A 13,660-nucleotide genomic window follows, 5' to 3' on the forward strand; every position below is an offset into this window, starting at 1 on the left:
TGTGGTTGCAAAAGTATAAAAATTTTTAAACTCCACAAAATTTAATTACAAAAATTAAAAAATTTCTTTGTGGAGCTGTGCTTTATACAAATTTGCATAATATCCATTTTTCGCCAATAGCTCTTCGTGTTTGCCTTCTTCTACTACTTTACCAGAATCCATCACGAGAATTTTGTCGGCTTTTTCTATGGTTGACAATCTATGTGCAATGATAATTGAAGTTCTGTTTTGAGTAATTTTCTCAGTAGCTTTCTGTATCAATTTTTCACTTTCTGGGTCTATAGAAGAAGTTGCTTCGTCTAAAATCAAAATCTTAGGATCAGAAAGATAAGCTCTTAAGAAAGATAACAATTGTCGCTGACCAAGAGAAATACTACTTCCTCTCTCGCTTACTACAAAGTCATAACCTCCCGGTAATCGCTCAATGAATTCATCTACTTCTATATCTTGGGCAACTTTTTTAATTTTTTCGAGCGGAATAGTATCTCCTAAAGTGAGATTTTCATAAATACTCCCATGGAAAAGGAAAACATCTTGCAGAACTACTCCTACTTTGCTTCGCAAATCGTACAATTCATAATCTCTGATATCAATATCATCCAGTAAAATTTTACCTGAGTTAATATCATAAAATCTTGTAATCAACTGAATAATGGTAGATTTCCCAGCACCAGTCGCTCCAACTATCGCTACTGTTTCGCCCGGATTTACTTTGAAATCGACTCCTTTCAGAACTTCTTGCTTTTCGTCATAAGAAAATCTTACATCTCTGAATTCTATCTTTCCTTCGATATGATCTTTTTTGATGTTTCCTAGATTCGGCATCGAATTTTCTTCGTCCATAATTCCTAAAACTCTTTCTGCACCTACCAAACCACGCTGAATATTATTAAATCTATCTGCAATCTGACGAAGCGGACGAATCAACATATTAATATAAGAAATAAACGCAATCACTTGTCCCGGAGAAATATCTCTTGCCGTCAAAGCATTATATCCTGCCACAAAAAGAATCAGCCCAATGAAAACAGAAGAAATCAGTTCCACCACAGGAAAAAATAGTGAAAAATAGAAAACCGTTTTCAGTAAAGCTGCCTTTAAATTGACATTAATATCATCAAATTTCTTAAATTCTGCTTCTTGTCTATTAAAAACTTGAATGAGTGACATTCCCGAAAGTCTTTCTTGCACGAAACTGTTTTGAGTAGAAGTCCAAGCTCTTTCGTCACCAAATGCTTTTCTTAATTTTTTCTGAAAAAACCTTGTAATCACCAACATGATAGGTAAAATGGTAAGCGAAATATAACTTAGCTCTGTATTCACCTGAAACATCGCTACCAAAACGAAAACCACTTTCAAAATATCTCCGAAAACCATCAAAAATCCATCCGTATAAACCGTAGCAATGGTTTCTACATCACCAACCGCTCTAGTAACCAAATTCCCGATGGCAGTTTTATCAAAAAATGAAGTTTTGAAATAAATGAGTTTATGATACAGCCTTTCTCTGATGTCTCTAATTACATTTTGAGCGATATAATTAGAAAGAAAAACAAGAAAGAAATTCAAAATAGTTTCTGCTACCACCAAACCAATTAAGAAATAAATATCCTTCATCAAGACGTTATTGTCTTTAAGTTTTAAGATATCAATATCTACAATTTGCTGAGTAAGAATAGGTCTATACACCGAAACTATCGCTAAAATAATAGAAATAATTAGGGCTAAAATAAACCACGTTCTAAATTTCATTCCTATGAAAAAAAGACGCTGAATGATATTGCTGGTGGTTGGTTTTTTGTTCATAATTTTTTTAAAAATCGTATCCTACATCTACTAAAAATAATGCATGAGCCGGCGCAGAAGTTCCTGCAACACCTCTATTTTTAGCTTCTATCACATTTCTTAAATCGGCAGGTTTTAGTTTTCCACTGCCTATTTCTACCATAGTTCCTACAATCGCACGAACCATATTTCTGAGAAATCTATCTGCTGAGATGGTAAATTTAAGTTCATTTCCGTTTTGTTCCCAATTTGCGTGATAGATTTTACAAATATTGGTTTTATTATCTGCTCCTACTTTTGCAAAACTCCCAAAATCTTCGTACTCAAAGAGAATTTTGCACGCTTCATTCATTTTTTCCACATCCAGAGTTTTTCTCCAGTGTTGCCACGCAAATTTTTCAGAAAAAGGATTTTTCTCCAGCGAAATATAATATTCATACGTTCTGTATTTTGCTGAAAATCTCGCGTGAAAATCTTCTTTCATCTCAAAAATCCTCTTTATCGCAATACTTGGCGGAAGAAAAGAATTCAGTTGATGCACTAATTTCTCAGAAATTTTCCCATCAAAATCAAAGTGAGCAAACATTTTCTTGGCGTGAACTCCAGTATCAGTTCTTCCTGCTCCCGTAGTTTTAATTTCAGTTCGTAAAATCGTAGAAAGTGCTTTTTCTAATTCTTCTTGCACAGAAATCTCATTTGGCTGAATTTGATAGCCAAAAAACGTAGAACCATTATAGGAAAACTCAATAAAGTAACGCAATTTTTATATTTTTGTAGAATTCAACTGCAAAAATACATTTTTTTGAAAAGAATCCTTCTACTTTCCGACACGCATTCTTATATAGACGATAGAATTTTAGAATATGCCAAAAATGCTGATGAAATTTGGCATGCTGGTGATTTTGGAAACTTAGAAGTGATAGACGAACTGAAAAAAGCAGGAACGTTACGTGGTGTTTTCGGGAATATTGATGAGGCAAAAATAAGAGCTGAATTCCCAGAAATAAATATTTTCGAATGCGAAAAAGTAAAAGTAGTGATGATTCACATTGGCGGATATCCAAATAAATATGCACCACGAGTAAAACAAATATTAAAGGAAGAAAAACCTCAAATTTTTATCTCGGGCCATTCTCACATATTAAAAGTAATGTATGATAAAGAGTTAGAAATTCTGCATCTCAATCCTGGGGCTGCTGGAAAACATGGTTGGCATAAAATGAGAACCATGCTGAGATTTGAAATCATTGGTGAGAAAATTGAAAATCTAGAAGTGGTGGAATTGGGATTAAAATAAACCATTAAGTTTCAATTAAGGAATTAAGAAATTTAAGATGAAAATTCTTCAAATTTTCAAATACTTAATGAAACTTAATATCTCAATGAAAATCTTAATGTTTAAAAATGAAAAATTGTGAAAATAGGCGATTTGGTTTCGGTGATAGATGATGATTTGAAAGGGAAAATCTCTGCTTTCAAAGGAAATTTGGTACAAATAGAAGACGAACATGGTTTTCATTATGACATTGAAAAAAGCAAAGTCGTACTTCACAATCATAATATTTATGATGATATTTCTATCACTGCAAAAAAGGAAACGTCTACCAAAATTTCTAAAAAAAATCAAACTCAACCGCAGTCCATCGATTTACATTTCGAAAAGTTGGTGAATAATCCTCAAGATTTTGAATCTTGGGAAAGATTGATGATTCAGCGTGAAAAGCTCATTGAAAAATTAGAATATTGCCGAAGCAACAACATGAAAAAACTGAACATCATCCACGGAATTGGAGATGGCGTTTTGCAAAATATGGTACACGAAGTTTTACAAGGTTTCGCGGGAATAGAATATGAAGACCATGATTTTTTCTACCACAGCACAGGAAATGTTGTAGTTACTTTTTTGTAGAATTAGGCAGTAATTTGAAATAACTTACCACAAATTTTCCATCCTTCACTTCACCGATGACTTCTGCTTTTTTGATTGCATTGCAAAAACCGTCATCAGCATGTGCATCTCCGTGTTCATCTATTTTAGAACCTTCTACGAAATAACTTTTCCCTTCAATTCTTACGGCTAAATCACAACCTTTTTTGTCTTTCATTTTGAACTGACATTGTCCGCAAGCTGCTTCTACAACTTGCTTCTTTTTCTCTTGAGAAAATCCAAAAGTAAAACTCAAAAGTGCAATGAATAGAACGAGATTTTTCATATTACCTTAACTATCTTTCAAAAATAGTTTAAAAATCAATACCTTTGCATTTATTGGTAAAAAACTATGAAAAAACTTTCTTTACTTTTCACCAAAGATGGTTTACAATGGCACATTTCTAAAGGAAAAACAGTGCTAGAAGAAGCATTTCATTTCGTGACAGAAGAAACTTCGCCTCATTTAGTTGAAGAAAAACTAGATGATGTGTTAAAATTTGATGACTATAAAGAAATAGAAGTGATTTCTGCACTCAATCATTTTTCGCTTACTCCAGATACTTTTGCAGAGCACGAATTGGGTTATAAACTGATTTCTTATAACGCTCCTGTAGACGAAGCCAACGAAGAATTGATGCTTTCTGTGAACAAAAAATTTGCGGTGCAATTTTACTACACTTTTCCAAAGCATTTTTACCAAAAAATTAAAGCAAAAAAATTACCTACGAAATTTAATTTCTCTGGCGAAAAATTTTTAAATGCTTTAACTGTTAAAAACCACAAAGAAATTCACATCAATTTATATCATCATCAAGTAGAGTTTTTCGCTTTTGAAAATAAAAAAGTGATTCTTTACAATAACTTAGATGCTGATTCTGAAGTAGATTTCTTGTATTTCATCATGTTTTCTTTGAGCAAAATAAATTTTGGAACCGCAGAAACGTATTTTCATATTTATGGAGAAACTCATGAAAACGAAACCTTTATTTCAGAACTGAGAAAGTTTGTTAAAAATATTAAAGTCCATTTTGACAACGCTCCGAAAAAGAATTTTGTTCTTTCTTAAAAAATCATTTATCAAAAATCAACCATGTATAGAATTATCTCTGGCAAATGGAAAGCAAAAAGAATTGCTGCGCCGAAAAATTTCGATGTAAGACCTACCACAGACTTTGCTAAAGAAGCACTTTTCAGCATTTTGGCGAATCGTCACGAAGTAGAATTTTGCTCAGTTTTAGACCTTTTTGCAGGAATTGGCTCTATCAGTTTAGAATTTGCTTCTAGAGATTGTAAAGACGTTACTGCTGTAGAAATGAATCCTAAACATGCGGCTTTCATTAATTCTACTGCTGCAGAACTAGAAATGGCGCTTCAAATTAATGTACAGCGTGGTGATGTTTTCGAATGGTTAAAGAAAAACAGAACCAAGAAAACTTTTGACATTGTTTTTGCAGATCCACCTTTTGAATTAGAAGAAAAAAAGTACAATGAATTGATTTCTTTGGTTCTCAATAATAATTTCTTAAAAGAAAATGGAACTTTTGTTTTAGAACATCAGTCTAAAATGAAATTAGAGCATCCTCAATTAATCGAAACCAGAAAATACGGAAATGTGAGTTTTTCTTTCTTTGATGCGAAATCAAATGAGGAAACCTCTGAAGTTTAATTTTAGATTCTAAAGTTTTTTTAGCTCTAAACTAATTTTATTACCAAAGAATTTTTTCGAAATTTTCTCGAAGTTTTTCGTGATATCCGAAAGGTAGAAATCGGTGTTTCCTTCTTCATGTTGAGAATTAAGCAAGTCATTTTTACTCAAAATATCCCTTACATAACTCGCCACAATTTTAGGAGAATCAATGACTCTTACTCTGGTTCCGTAATATTTTTTGATTTCTTCAATCAGAAGCGGATAATGGGTACAACCTAGAATAAGCGTTTCAATATTTTTTAACTTTTTGTCGCTCAAATAGTTATAAATAATCGCGTGTGTAATTGGATGATTTACAAAACCTTCTTCGATGGCAGGAACCAATAAAGGTGTCGCCAATTCATCTACTTGAATATATTTATTCAGTTTTCTGATAGATTTTCTGTACAAACCAGAATTTACCGTTGCTTTAGTCGCAATAACTCCTACATTTTGGTGAATCTCGAAAGCTACTTTTTCTGCAACTGGATTAATCACATCAAAAACCAAAGCCTGATTTCCCACCAATTCTTTCACCTCTTGCAAAGCATTTGCAGTAGCCGTATTACAAGCAATAACGATGGCTTTACAGTTATTTTCTAATAAAAACTGAGTGATTTTTAAAGAAAAACCGATAATCGCTTCTCTAGATTTTTCGCCATAAGGTAAATGTGCAGTGTCACCGAAATAAATAAAATTTTCGTGCGGAATTAATCGTTTTATTTCTTTGGCTACGGTAAGTCCACCAACACCGGAATCAAAAATCCCTATCGGTTGTGATGATGAAAGATGAGAATAATCTGGTTTCAAAGGCTTGAAATTTTTACAAAAATACTAAAGATTTTATATTTTAGATTTTAGATTTTAGATTTTTTAAAGAATAAACAGGTCTGAAGCAATTCCATCGGCTAAAAACCAATGTTTTTCTGGAATTTTTAAGTGATTTTCTTCTATCACAAGAATTCCTTCTTCTAATTTTGACTGAATGCTGTTTTTAAAAATTTCTAAAATTTCACCAGAAAATTTTTCGTTGAGCTTCCTCAAATCTACGCCCCAAATTGTTCTGAGACCAATCATGAGCATTTCATTGTATTGGTCTTTTTCAGAAAGTTTTTCGGTTTCTTTTGGAAGAATATTTTCTGCTAAATTTTTAATATAAATGGTGTTATTCGCAACATTCCAACTGCGCTCGTTTCTACCGTTATAAGAATGTGCAGAAGGACCAATTCCCAGATATTCTTTGTATTTCCAATACGCTGAATTATGCTTCGATTCAAAATCTTTTTTAGCAAAATTAGAGATTTCGTAGTGTATGAAACCGTTATCTTTTAAAAAATCAGACATATAATAGAACTCTTTATTTTGCTCTGTTTCTTTCGGTTCTGCGATTTTATTTTTCTTAATCCAAGCATTCAAAGCAGTTTTAGGCTCGATGGTCAATGCATAGGAAGAAACGTGAGGAACTTGCAATTCTATGGTTTTCTGAAGATTTTCTTTCCAAATTTCAAAATTGGAAGTTGGCGAACCATAAATTAAATCAATACTTAGATTTTCAAAGCCAAAATCTTGCGCTCTTTTGATAGAACTTTCGGCTTCAGAAGCATTATGAGCACGATTCATGAGCTTTAAATCTTCTTCAAAAAAACTTTGTGTTCCTATAGATAGTCGATTGATTTCGGTTTTGGCTAAATCTTTCAGAAAATTTTTATCTAAATCATCAGGATTAGCTTCTAGCGTGATTTCAATATTTTTTTCAAAGTCAAAATACTTCACAACCTCATCTATTAAAGATTTGATTTCGTCCACAGAAAGAATAGACGGAGTTCCGCCACCAAAATACAGAGACGAAAGTGTTTTATTTTCTAGCTCCTCTTTTCTTAGAAAAATTTCTTTTTTTATTGCCAAAATCATTTCGTCTTTCTGCTTCAATGAAGTAGAAAAATGAAAATTGCAATAACTGCATTTCTGCTTGCAAAAAGGAATGTGGAGGTAAATCATTTAATTGATGACTGACGAAATAAAATCGTAATTCTAAAATTCGTTAACGATATCTAAATCCTCTTTGATTGATGAAATTAGGAATATCATAACCTAAACTGAGCATGAACGAATTCCCGCCGTATTCTTGAATATCAGACAATCCTAAATTATAAGAAGCTCCGAAATGGAGTTTATTAAGTTTAAATTTAATAATAGGTGACATGCTTAACTGTTGGCTTCCCACAGCACTTTTTGCCGTTCTATAATTGATTCCCGCAGCAAAATAGTCACTTTCACCATACAATTTCATCAAAACATTGATGTCAAACATTCTAGATGAATTGGTATTCAAATTCATCATCACAGAAGGTTCTACCGAAAATCCTTCGGTAATTTCCCAATCGTAACCTGCATTAAGATAAAATCTGGTTGGCGACGGTTCTATACCATTTACCACTGGTGTATTGTTACTCAATGGAATATCTGCAACAGAAATCCCCGCAAAAGCTCTGCTATAAGTAGCTTGTAATCCTAAGTTAGCATAAGCAATGAATATACTATTGTTATTTTCGTAAAGCAAAGGATCGTTTGGATCTTGCGCATTTACTTTAGAAACATCAAAGTTCTGATTGTAAAAATTCACTGAAGTTCCGAAAGAAAATTGGTCTTTTCTGCCATCTTCATCACTGAGTGGAACAAAATAAGAAGCACCAATTGCAATTCCGTTTGCAGAAATTGGCCCGTTTTGGTCACGGAAAAAATAAGCGCCTATTCCTACTCTATCAAAAGCATTGGCATGAATTCCTACCGATTGTACATTGGGAGATTCATCAAATTTTGAAAATTGTTTTTGATAGTTGGCAACCAAATTTACATCATCTGTTTTACCAATATGCGCTGGATTAAAGAGAAATTCACTATCAAATAAATACTGCTGATACATAGGAATAGTTTCTTGAGCATAACTCAATCCTGAAAAAGCAGCAAAAAATGTGAATAATATTTTTTTCATGGTCGTGAATTTCTAAACGTCAAATTTAAGTAAAAAGTATGGAATTGAAAATTTCTTTGTCTTAAACCTGACCGAAAACGATTAGAATTAAGAATTTTGCAAGTAATTTCTCCATTTTTCTACCGCATCTTGCATATCTTTTGGCATCGGTGACTCAAAATACATTTCTTTTTTTGTAGTAGGATGAATGAAGCCTAAAGTATGAGCATGTAAAGCATGTCTAGGTAAAACTTCGAAGACATTTTTTACAAATTGTTTATATTTTGGTAAGTTTACACCACGCAAAATTTGATGACCTTCATATCTTTCATCATTAAAAAGAGTATGACCAATGTGTTTGAAATGCGCTCTAATTTGGTGAGTTCTTCCCGTCTCTAGTTTACATTCTACCCAAGTCATGTATTTGAATCTTTCTAGAACTTTGTAATGCGTTACCGCATGCTTTCCTTGGCTTCCATCTTCATAAACTGCCATTTGCATTCGGTTTTTCTGATGTCTTCCGATGTGTCCTCTGATTGTTCCTTCGTCATTTTCTAAATTTCCCCAAACAAAAGCCCAATACAAACGTTTGGTTTTTCGGTCAAAAAATTGCTTGGCCAAAAAGCTCAATGCATATTCATTTTTGGCTAAAACGATTAATCCAGAAGTATCTTTATCAATTCTATGAACCAAGCCTACTCTATCTAAATCTGAAGTAAATCCATTTTTCTGAAAATGAAATGCAACTGCATTCACCAATGTTCCTTGCCAATTCCCAAAACCTGGATGTACTACCATTCCCGGTTCTTTGTCTACCACCAAAACATCATCATCTTCGTAGACAATTTTAAAAGGAATATCTTCAGGAATAATAACATTTTCACGCGGAGGATGCGTTAATAAAACCGAAATTTCATCTCCCGGCTTTACACGATAATTTTGTTTTACAGGATTACCATTTACGATAACGTTTCCTGCTCTACACGTTTGCGAAATTTTATTTCTAGAAGAATTTTGGCGATAAATCAAAAGAAATTTATCTATCCTCAAAGGTTCTTGTTTTTTATCAACAGTAATATTGAGATGTTCAAACAACCCTGAGTTTTCTTCGTCATTAGAATTTTCGTCTTCTAACAATAGCTCTTCTTCTAAAAAATCTTCTTTTTCGCTCATATTATTCAAAAAAACTTTGCCAAAAAATTTTCGGCAAAGTTCTATAAATTATTTTAATTTCTAAAAAACTACTCTACAATTACCTTTTTAGCAGGTTTTTCTTCTGCTGGTTTTGTTTCTGTAGGTTTTGTGCTATTTGTATTCGTAGTTGGTTTGGGTTTTTCTACAGGTGGTTTTGGTGTAGTATTTACAGGTTCTTCACTTGGAACTGGGATAAACTCATTGTCAGAAGGTTCTGGCATGGTATTAATATCTGTAGTTCTATAAATACTATTCAGTTTTTGAATTTTAGACTGCATTTCGGCTGGTGTTTTTTTACTTGCCCACAAATCTATTTGCATTCCTTGATCCCTTACAGAACCACTTGCAGGATCTTGATAGTAAATAATATCAGAATCATTATTTTGTCCGTCTTCATATTCTACCAATCCTACTTCAAAGTAATTTTGAGTGATAATGGCTTTCGCTTCTGCCACAGTTCTTCCTACCAAATTAGGAATCACCACGTTTCTCATCGGTCCAGAACCAATGACTAAATCAAGCGTAGAATACATCGGCACTTTTTCTCCCGGTTTGATCACTCTGCCATTAAACATCATTCTAATGACCGCATCTTTCTGAATATTAGGCTCATAAATAGTATCTCCTACTTTCAAACCCAATAAGTCAAACTTCCTGAAAGCCAAATACTTATATCTATCTAAAACATCTGGAACCGCAACTGGCGCATAAGTTTTAGGATTCACTTTTAATACAATAGTTCTTCCATCTTTAACTCTAGAACCAGGTGATGGATAAATTTGCAGAACTTGATAAGGTTTAAATTTTGGATCGTATTTAAAACTATCTACTTCATATTCTAAGCCTTGGTCATCAAGAACCTCTATTGCTTGGTGTACCTTCATATTGACAACATTCGGAACCTGAATTTCTTCACCGTGATTGGTGTGAAATTCTAGCCATCGAAAGGTAAGCCAAACTACTCCTACAAAAATTACAAGTGCTACTATTAAGTTTACAAAAACTTTCCAGTGGAAAAAAGATCGAAGCATAAATTTTTTATTTATTCGAAATATAAACGCAAATATAAATATAAAATTATGAAATATTTAAGTTGAAAAATAATTACATTTGCGTTTATTAGTTTTTTAAAAAGTATGAGCAAGAAAAATGTAGCCGTAGTAATGGGTGGCTTCTCTGATGAATACAAGGTTTCTCTGAAAAGCGGCCAATTGATTTATGACTCTCTAGATAGAGATTTATATAATGTTTATAAAGTAGTAGTTCTAAAAGAAGAATGGTACTTTTTAAACGAAAATGAAGAAAAACTTCCCATTAACAAAGGAGATTTTTCGGTAACGCTTTCAGACGGAGCAATTTTAAAATTTGACGTTTGTTTCAACATTATTCACGGGGCTCCTGGCGAAAATGGTGAATTACAAGGCTATTGGAACGCTATTGGTCAAAAATATACAGGCTGTGATTTTTACAAAAGCGCTCTTACTTTCAACAAAAAAGATACTCTTGCCGTTTTAGCAAAATATGGAATTCCTTCTGCAAAAAGTTTTTACCTGAGAAAAGGAGAAAACATCAATGAAGATAAAATTGTAGAAGAATTAGGTCTTCCGTTATTTGTAAAACCCAATCAAAGTGGCTCTTCACTCGGAATTTCTAAAGTTAAAGCCAAATCTGAATTGGCGGCAGCAATAGAATTTGCCTTCACAGAAGATGATGAAATTTTAATAGAATCTTTCTTAAACGGAATGGAAGTTTCTGTAGGTGTTATCGATTACAAAGGAGAAACCATTGTTTTGGGAATTACAGAAATTGTTCCGCACAAAGAATTTTTCGATTACGAAGCGAAATATGAAGGTGCTTCCGAAGAAATTACACCCGCTAGATTAGACGAAGAAACCAGATACAAAGTAGAAAAAATCGCAAAACATGCCTATGAATCTTTGGGAATGAGCGGTTTTTCTAGAAGTGAATACATCATTATGGATGGAACGCCTTACATGCTAGAAATGAATACCAATCCTGGATTTTCACCAGCTTCAATCTTACCTCAACAAGCAAAAATTTACGGAATTTCTATCAAAGACCTTTGTGGAAACGAAGTAGAAAAAGCACTTAAAAAGTAAATTGCAATCTGCTGTCGGCATTTGGCTTTCAGCAAAAAATTATAAAAAACAATAGCAGAAGGCAGATTGCTGACTGCAGAAAGCTTAAAAAAATGAAAATTGCTGTATTTCCAGGATCTTTTGACCCGATTACTTTAGGACATCTTGACATTATTGAAAGAGCTGTTCCTCTGTTTGATAAACTCATCATCGCTATCGGACAGAATTCTCAGAAAAAATATATGTTTCCGCTAGAAAAACGCATGGAATTTATTCAAAAATCTGTAGAACATTTCCCAAATGTAGAAGTAGATTATTTTGAAGGATTAACCATCGATTATTGCATCAAAAAAGAAGCTCAATTTATTCTGAGAGGTCTCAGAAATCCTGCCGATTTTGAATTTGAAAAAGCAATTGCTCATACTAACAGAACTTTGGCCAGAAGAAAATTAGAAACTGTTTTCTTACTTACCTCTTCTGGAAAATCATTTATCAGCAGCAGCATTGTAAGAGAAATTATTTCAAACAAAGGAGAATATCAATTATTTGTTCCTGATGCAGTGAGAGTTTAGATTTTTTTAATTTTCACTCAAATTTTTTAAACTTTTTCTACCCATGCTTCCAGATTTTACCTTTTTAATAGAAGTCCTTGGTACGATATCTTTTGCGATGTCGGGAACTTTTGCGGCTATGCAAAAACGTTTTGATCCTTTTGGCGTTCTTATTATTGCATTTGTAACTTCTGTAGGTGGCGGAACAGTAAGAGATTTATTACTAGATGTCCCTGTTTTTTGGATGCACGATTTATTAGCCGTGAGTTTGATTTTTTTCACTGCTATTTTTACGATGATATTCAAATTAATTGAGAAAAAATTTCAGGTAACGCTTTTTATTTTTGATAGTCTTGGATTGGGACTTTTTACAATTATTGGGGTTCAAAAAGGATTAAATGCCGATTTACATCCCGTTATTGGAGTCGTTTTAGGCACGATTACTGGTTGTTTTGGTGGAATCATCAGAGATATTTTACTGAATAGAATTCCCTTGATTTTCAGAAAAGAAATTTATGCTACCGCAGCAATTGCAGGTGGAATAGTCTACATACTTCTGAAAAATTTCAGTGGCTTATCAGAAGAAATCAATCAAATCTTAACCATTCTTCTTATTGTAAGTATTAGAACACTAGCGGTAAAATACCATTGGCAAATGCCAAAATTCTACGGAAATTTTAATGATGCTGAAATGTAGGAAATTTGGAAGTCCGAAGTCGGAAGTAAAATTCATATCTCGCAACTCTTTGAAGGACAAGATAAACAACAAAAAAACTCCTGAAAGATTTCTCAGAAGTTTTATTTATAATATCTCTTTTTTCTTTTAACTTGGCTCTTTAGAAAAATTTTCCTCTGTGTCTCATTTGTGGATTATGCATGTGTTTCTGCATAGAAGGCATTTTCAATTGGTCTTTCATCATTTTTATTTGATCCGCCATCATTCCTTGATCGTCTAATCTTTTAGCTTCTTCTAATAATTTTTGAGCTTCTGCTTTTCTTCCTTTAGAAAGTGCTGCTGCAGCTATATTTAACGTAGCCATTGCTCTATCGTGCTTCATATTTAATCCGTATTCTAAAGCTTTTTTCATTAATGGTTCTACTTTTGCAGGATGTTCTTGCGCAAGAGTTAGACCTTGTAAATAATGAAAATAGCCATATTGTGATTTGTGCAACTGAGATTGGTAGTTTTTAATGTAAGTTAACCAATATGCAGCTTTTACAAAATTCTGTTTTCTCATTTGCCAAAAAGCCAATAAGATATATTCATTTTTGAAAAATAGTAAAATAGGACTCAGCGAAAAGAATATTACTACAATTCCCCATCCTATTTGACGGTTCATCATCAGGTAAACTCCCGCAGCAATCATTAAGCCAGCAATTAAAAATTTTATGTACTTATTCATCTCTTAAAATTAAGTGTGCAAATATAAAAATTAGATGTTA

The 13,660-nt window shown here is 33.0% G+C and carries 16 protein-coding genes; 7 read left to right on the forward strand and 9 right to left on the reverse strand.

The genetic code is table 11. The annotated features are described in order from the left end of the window. Positions 1-54: 54 nt before the first annotated feature. A complete protein-coding gene (locus ACT53I_RS08435) occupies positions 55-1,806 on the reverse strand; it encodes an ABC transporter ATP-binding protein (RefSeq protein ID WP_476079304.1) in 1,752 nt (583 codons plus the stop codon). Positions 1,807-1,813: 7 nt separating this feature from the next. After that, on the reverse strand, positions 1,814-2,545 hold the full coding sequence (gene truA, locus ACT53I_RS08440; RefSeq protein ID WP_476079305.1) for a tRNA pseudouridine(38-40) synthase TruA: 732 nt from the start codon (positions 2,543-2,545) through the stop codon (positions 1,814-1,816). Positions 2,546-2,587: 42 nt separating this feature from the next. Here truA and ACT53I_RS08445 point away from each other — a divergent pair, with 42 nt between their 5' ends. After that, on the forward strand, positions 2,588-3,082 hold the full coding sequence (locus ACT53I_RS08445) for a metallophosphoesterase family protein (protein WP_476079306.1): 495 nt from the start codon (positions 2,588-2,590) through the stop codon (positions 3,080-3,082). A gap of 117 nt (positions 3,083-3,199) precedes the next feature. Then, entirely contained in the window at positions 3,200-3,694 is a 495-nt protein-coding gene (locus ACT53I_RS08450; protein WP_476079307.1) for a Smr/MutS family protein, read from the forward strand. On the opposite strand, the gene ACT53I_RS08455 is transcribed toward ACT53I_RS08450, so the two are convergent. After that, positions 3,681-3,998 carry a DUF6370 family protein gene (locus tag ACT53I_RS08455; RefSeq protein ID WP_476079308.1) on the reverse strand — a complete coding sequence of 106 codons (318 nt, stop codon included), beginning with the start codon at positions 3,996-3,998 and terminating at the stop codon, positions 3,681-3,683. The two genes, ACT53I_RS08450 and ACT53I_RS08455, sit on opposite strands and share 14 nt — an antisense overlap. 66 nt (positions 3,999-4,064) lie before the next feature. Between ACT53I_RS08455 and ACT53I_RS08460 the strand changes: the two genes are divergently transcribed. Both ACT53I_RS08460 and rsmD read left to right on the forward strand, forming a co-directional pair. Then, entirely contained in the window at positions 4,065-4,781 is a 717-nt protein-coding gene (locus ACT53I_RS08460) for a DUF3822 family protein (RefSeq protein ID WP_476079309.1), read from the forward strand. A gap of 6 nt (positions 4,782-4,787) precedes the next feature. Beyond that, positions 4,788-5,381 carry a 16S rRNA (guanine(966)-N(2))-methyltransferase RsmD gene (rsmD, locus tag ACT53I_RS08465; protein WP_476079388.1) on the forward strand — a complete coding sequence of 198 codons (594 nt, stop codon included), beginning with the start codon at positions 4,788-4,790 and terminating at the stop codon, positions 5,379-5,381. Positions 5,382-5,390: 9 nt separating this feature from the next. Here rsmD and murI read toward each other — a convergent pair whose 3' ends face one another. From murI to ACT53I_RS08490, 5 genes are all read right to left on the reverse strand, one after another. Continuing rightward, complete coding sequence (murI, locus tag ACT53I_RS08470) at positions 5,391-6,212, reverse strand: glutamate racemase (RefSeq protein ID WP_476079310.1); 822 nt, start codon at positions 6,210-6,212, stop codon at positions 5,391-5,393. Positions 6,213-6,275: 63 nt separating this feature from the next. Further along, entirely contained in the window at positions 6,276-7,400 is a 1,125-nt protein-coding gene (gene hemW, locus ACT53I_RS08475) for a radical SAM family heme chaperone HemW (protein ID WP_476079311.1), read from the reverse strand. Positions 7,401-7,443: 43 nt separating this feature from the next. Further along, the gene (locus ACT53I_RS08480; protein ID WP_069799607.1) at positions 7,444-8,394 is read right to left on the reverse strand and encodes a PorP/SprF family type IX secretion system membrane protein; all 951 of its coding nucleotides are present in this window, start codon (positions 8,392-8,394) and stop codon (positions 7,444-7,446) included. Positions 8,395-8,481: 87 nt separating this feature from the next. Then, positions 8,482-9,546 carry an RluA family pseudouridine synthase gene (locus ACT53I_RS08485; RefSeq protein WP_476079312.1) on the reverse strand — a complete coding sequence of 355 codons (1,065 nt, stop codon included), beginning with the start codon at positions 9,544-9,546 and terminating at the stop codon, positions 8,482-8,484. 68 nt (positions 9,547-9,614) lie between these two features. Then, entirely contained in the window at positions 9,615-10,598 is a 984-nt protein-coding gene (locus tag ACT53I_RS08490) for a PASTA domain-containing protein (protein ID WP_476079313.1), read from the reverse strand. Between the two features lie 105 nt (positions 10,599-10,703). Between ACT53I_RS08490 and ACT53I_RS08495 the strand changes: the two genes are divergently transcribed. From ACT53I_RS08495 to ACT53I_RS08505, 3 genes are all read left to right on the forward strand, one after another. Beyond that, positions 10,704-11,687, forward strand: coding sequence for a D-alanine--D-alanine ligase (locus tag ACT53I_RS08495; protein ID WP_476079314.1), 984 nt, complete (start codon positions 10,704-10,706; stop codon positions 11,685-11,687). 92 nt (positions 11,688-11,779) lie between these two features. Next, the gene (gene coaD, locus ACT53I_RS08500; RefSeq protein WP_476079315.1) at positions 11,780-12,238 is read left to right on the forward strand and encodes a pantetheine-phosphate adenylyltransferase; all 459 of its coding nucleotides are present in this window, start codon (positions 11,780-11,782) and stop codon (positions 12,236-12,238) included. 43 nt (positions 12,239-12,281) lie between these two features. Then, positions 12,282-12,914 carry a trimeric intracellular cation channel family protein gene (locus ACT53I_RS08505; protein ID WP_476079316.1) on the forward strand — a complete coding sequence of 211 codons (633 nt, stop codon included), beginning with the start codon at positions 12,282-12,284 and terminating at the stop codon, positions 12,912-12,914. A 139-nt stretch (positions 12,915-13,053) separates the two neighbouring features. Here the strand turns inward: ACT53I_RS08505 and ACT53I_RS08510 are convergent, their stop codons facing one another. Then, positions 13,054-13,620, reverse strand: coding sequence for a DUF2892 domain-containing protein (locus tag ACT53I_RS08510; RefSeq protein ID WP_476079317.1), 567 nt, complete (start codon positions 13,618-13,620; stop codon positions 13,054-13,056). Between the last annotated feature and the right edge of the window lie 40 nt (positions 13,621-13,660).

This window comes from Cloacibacterium sp. DMC96, assembly GCF_056313765.1.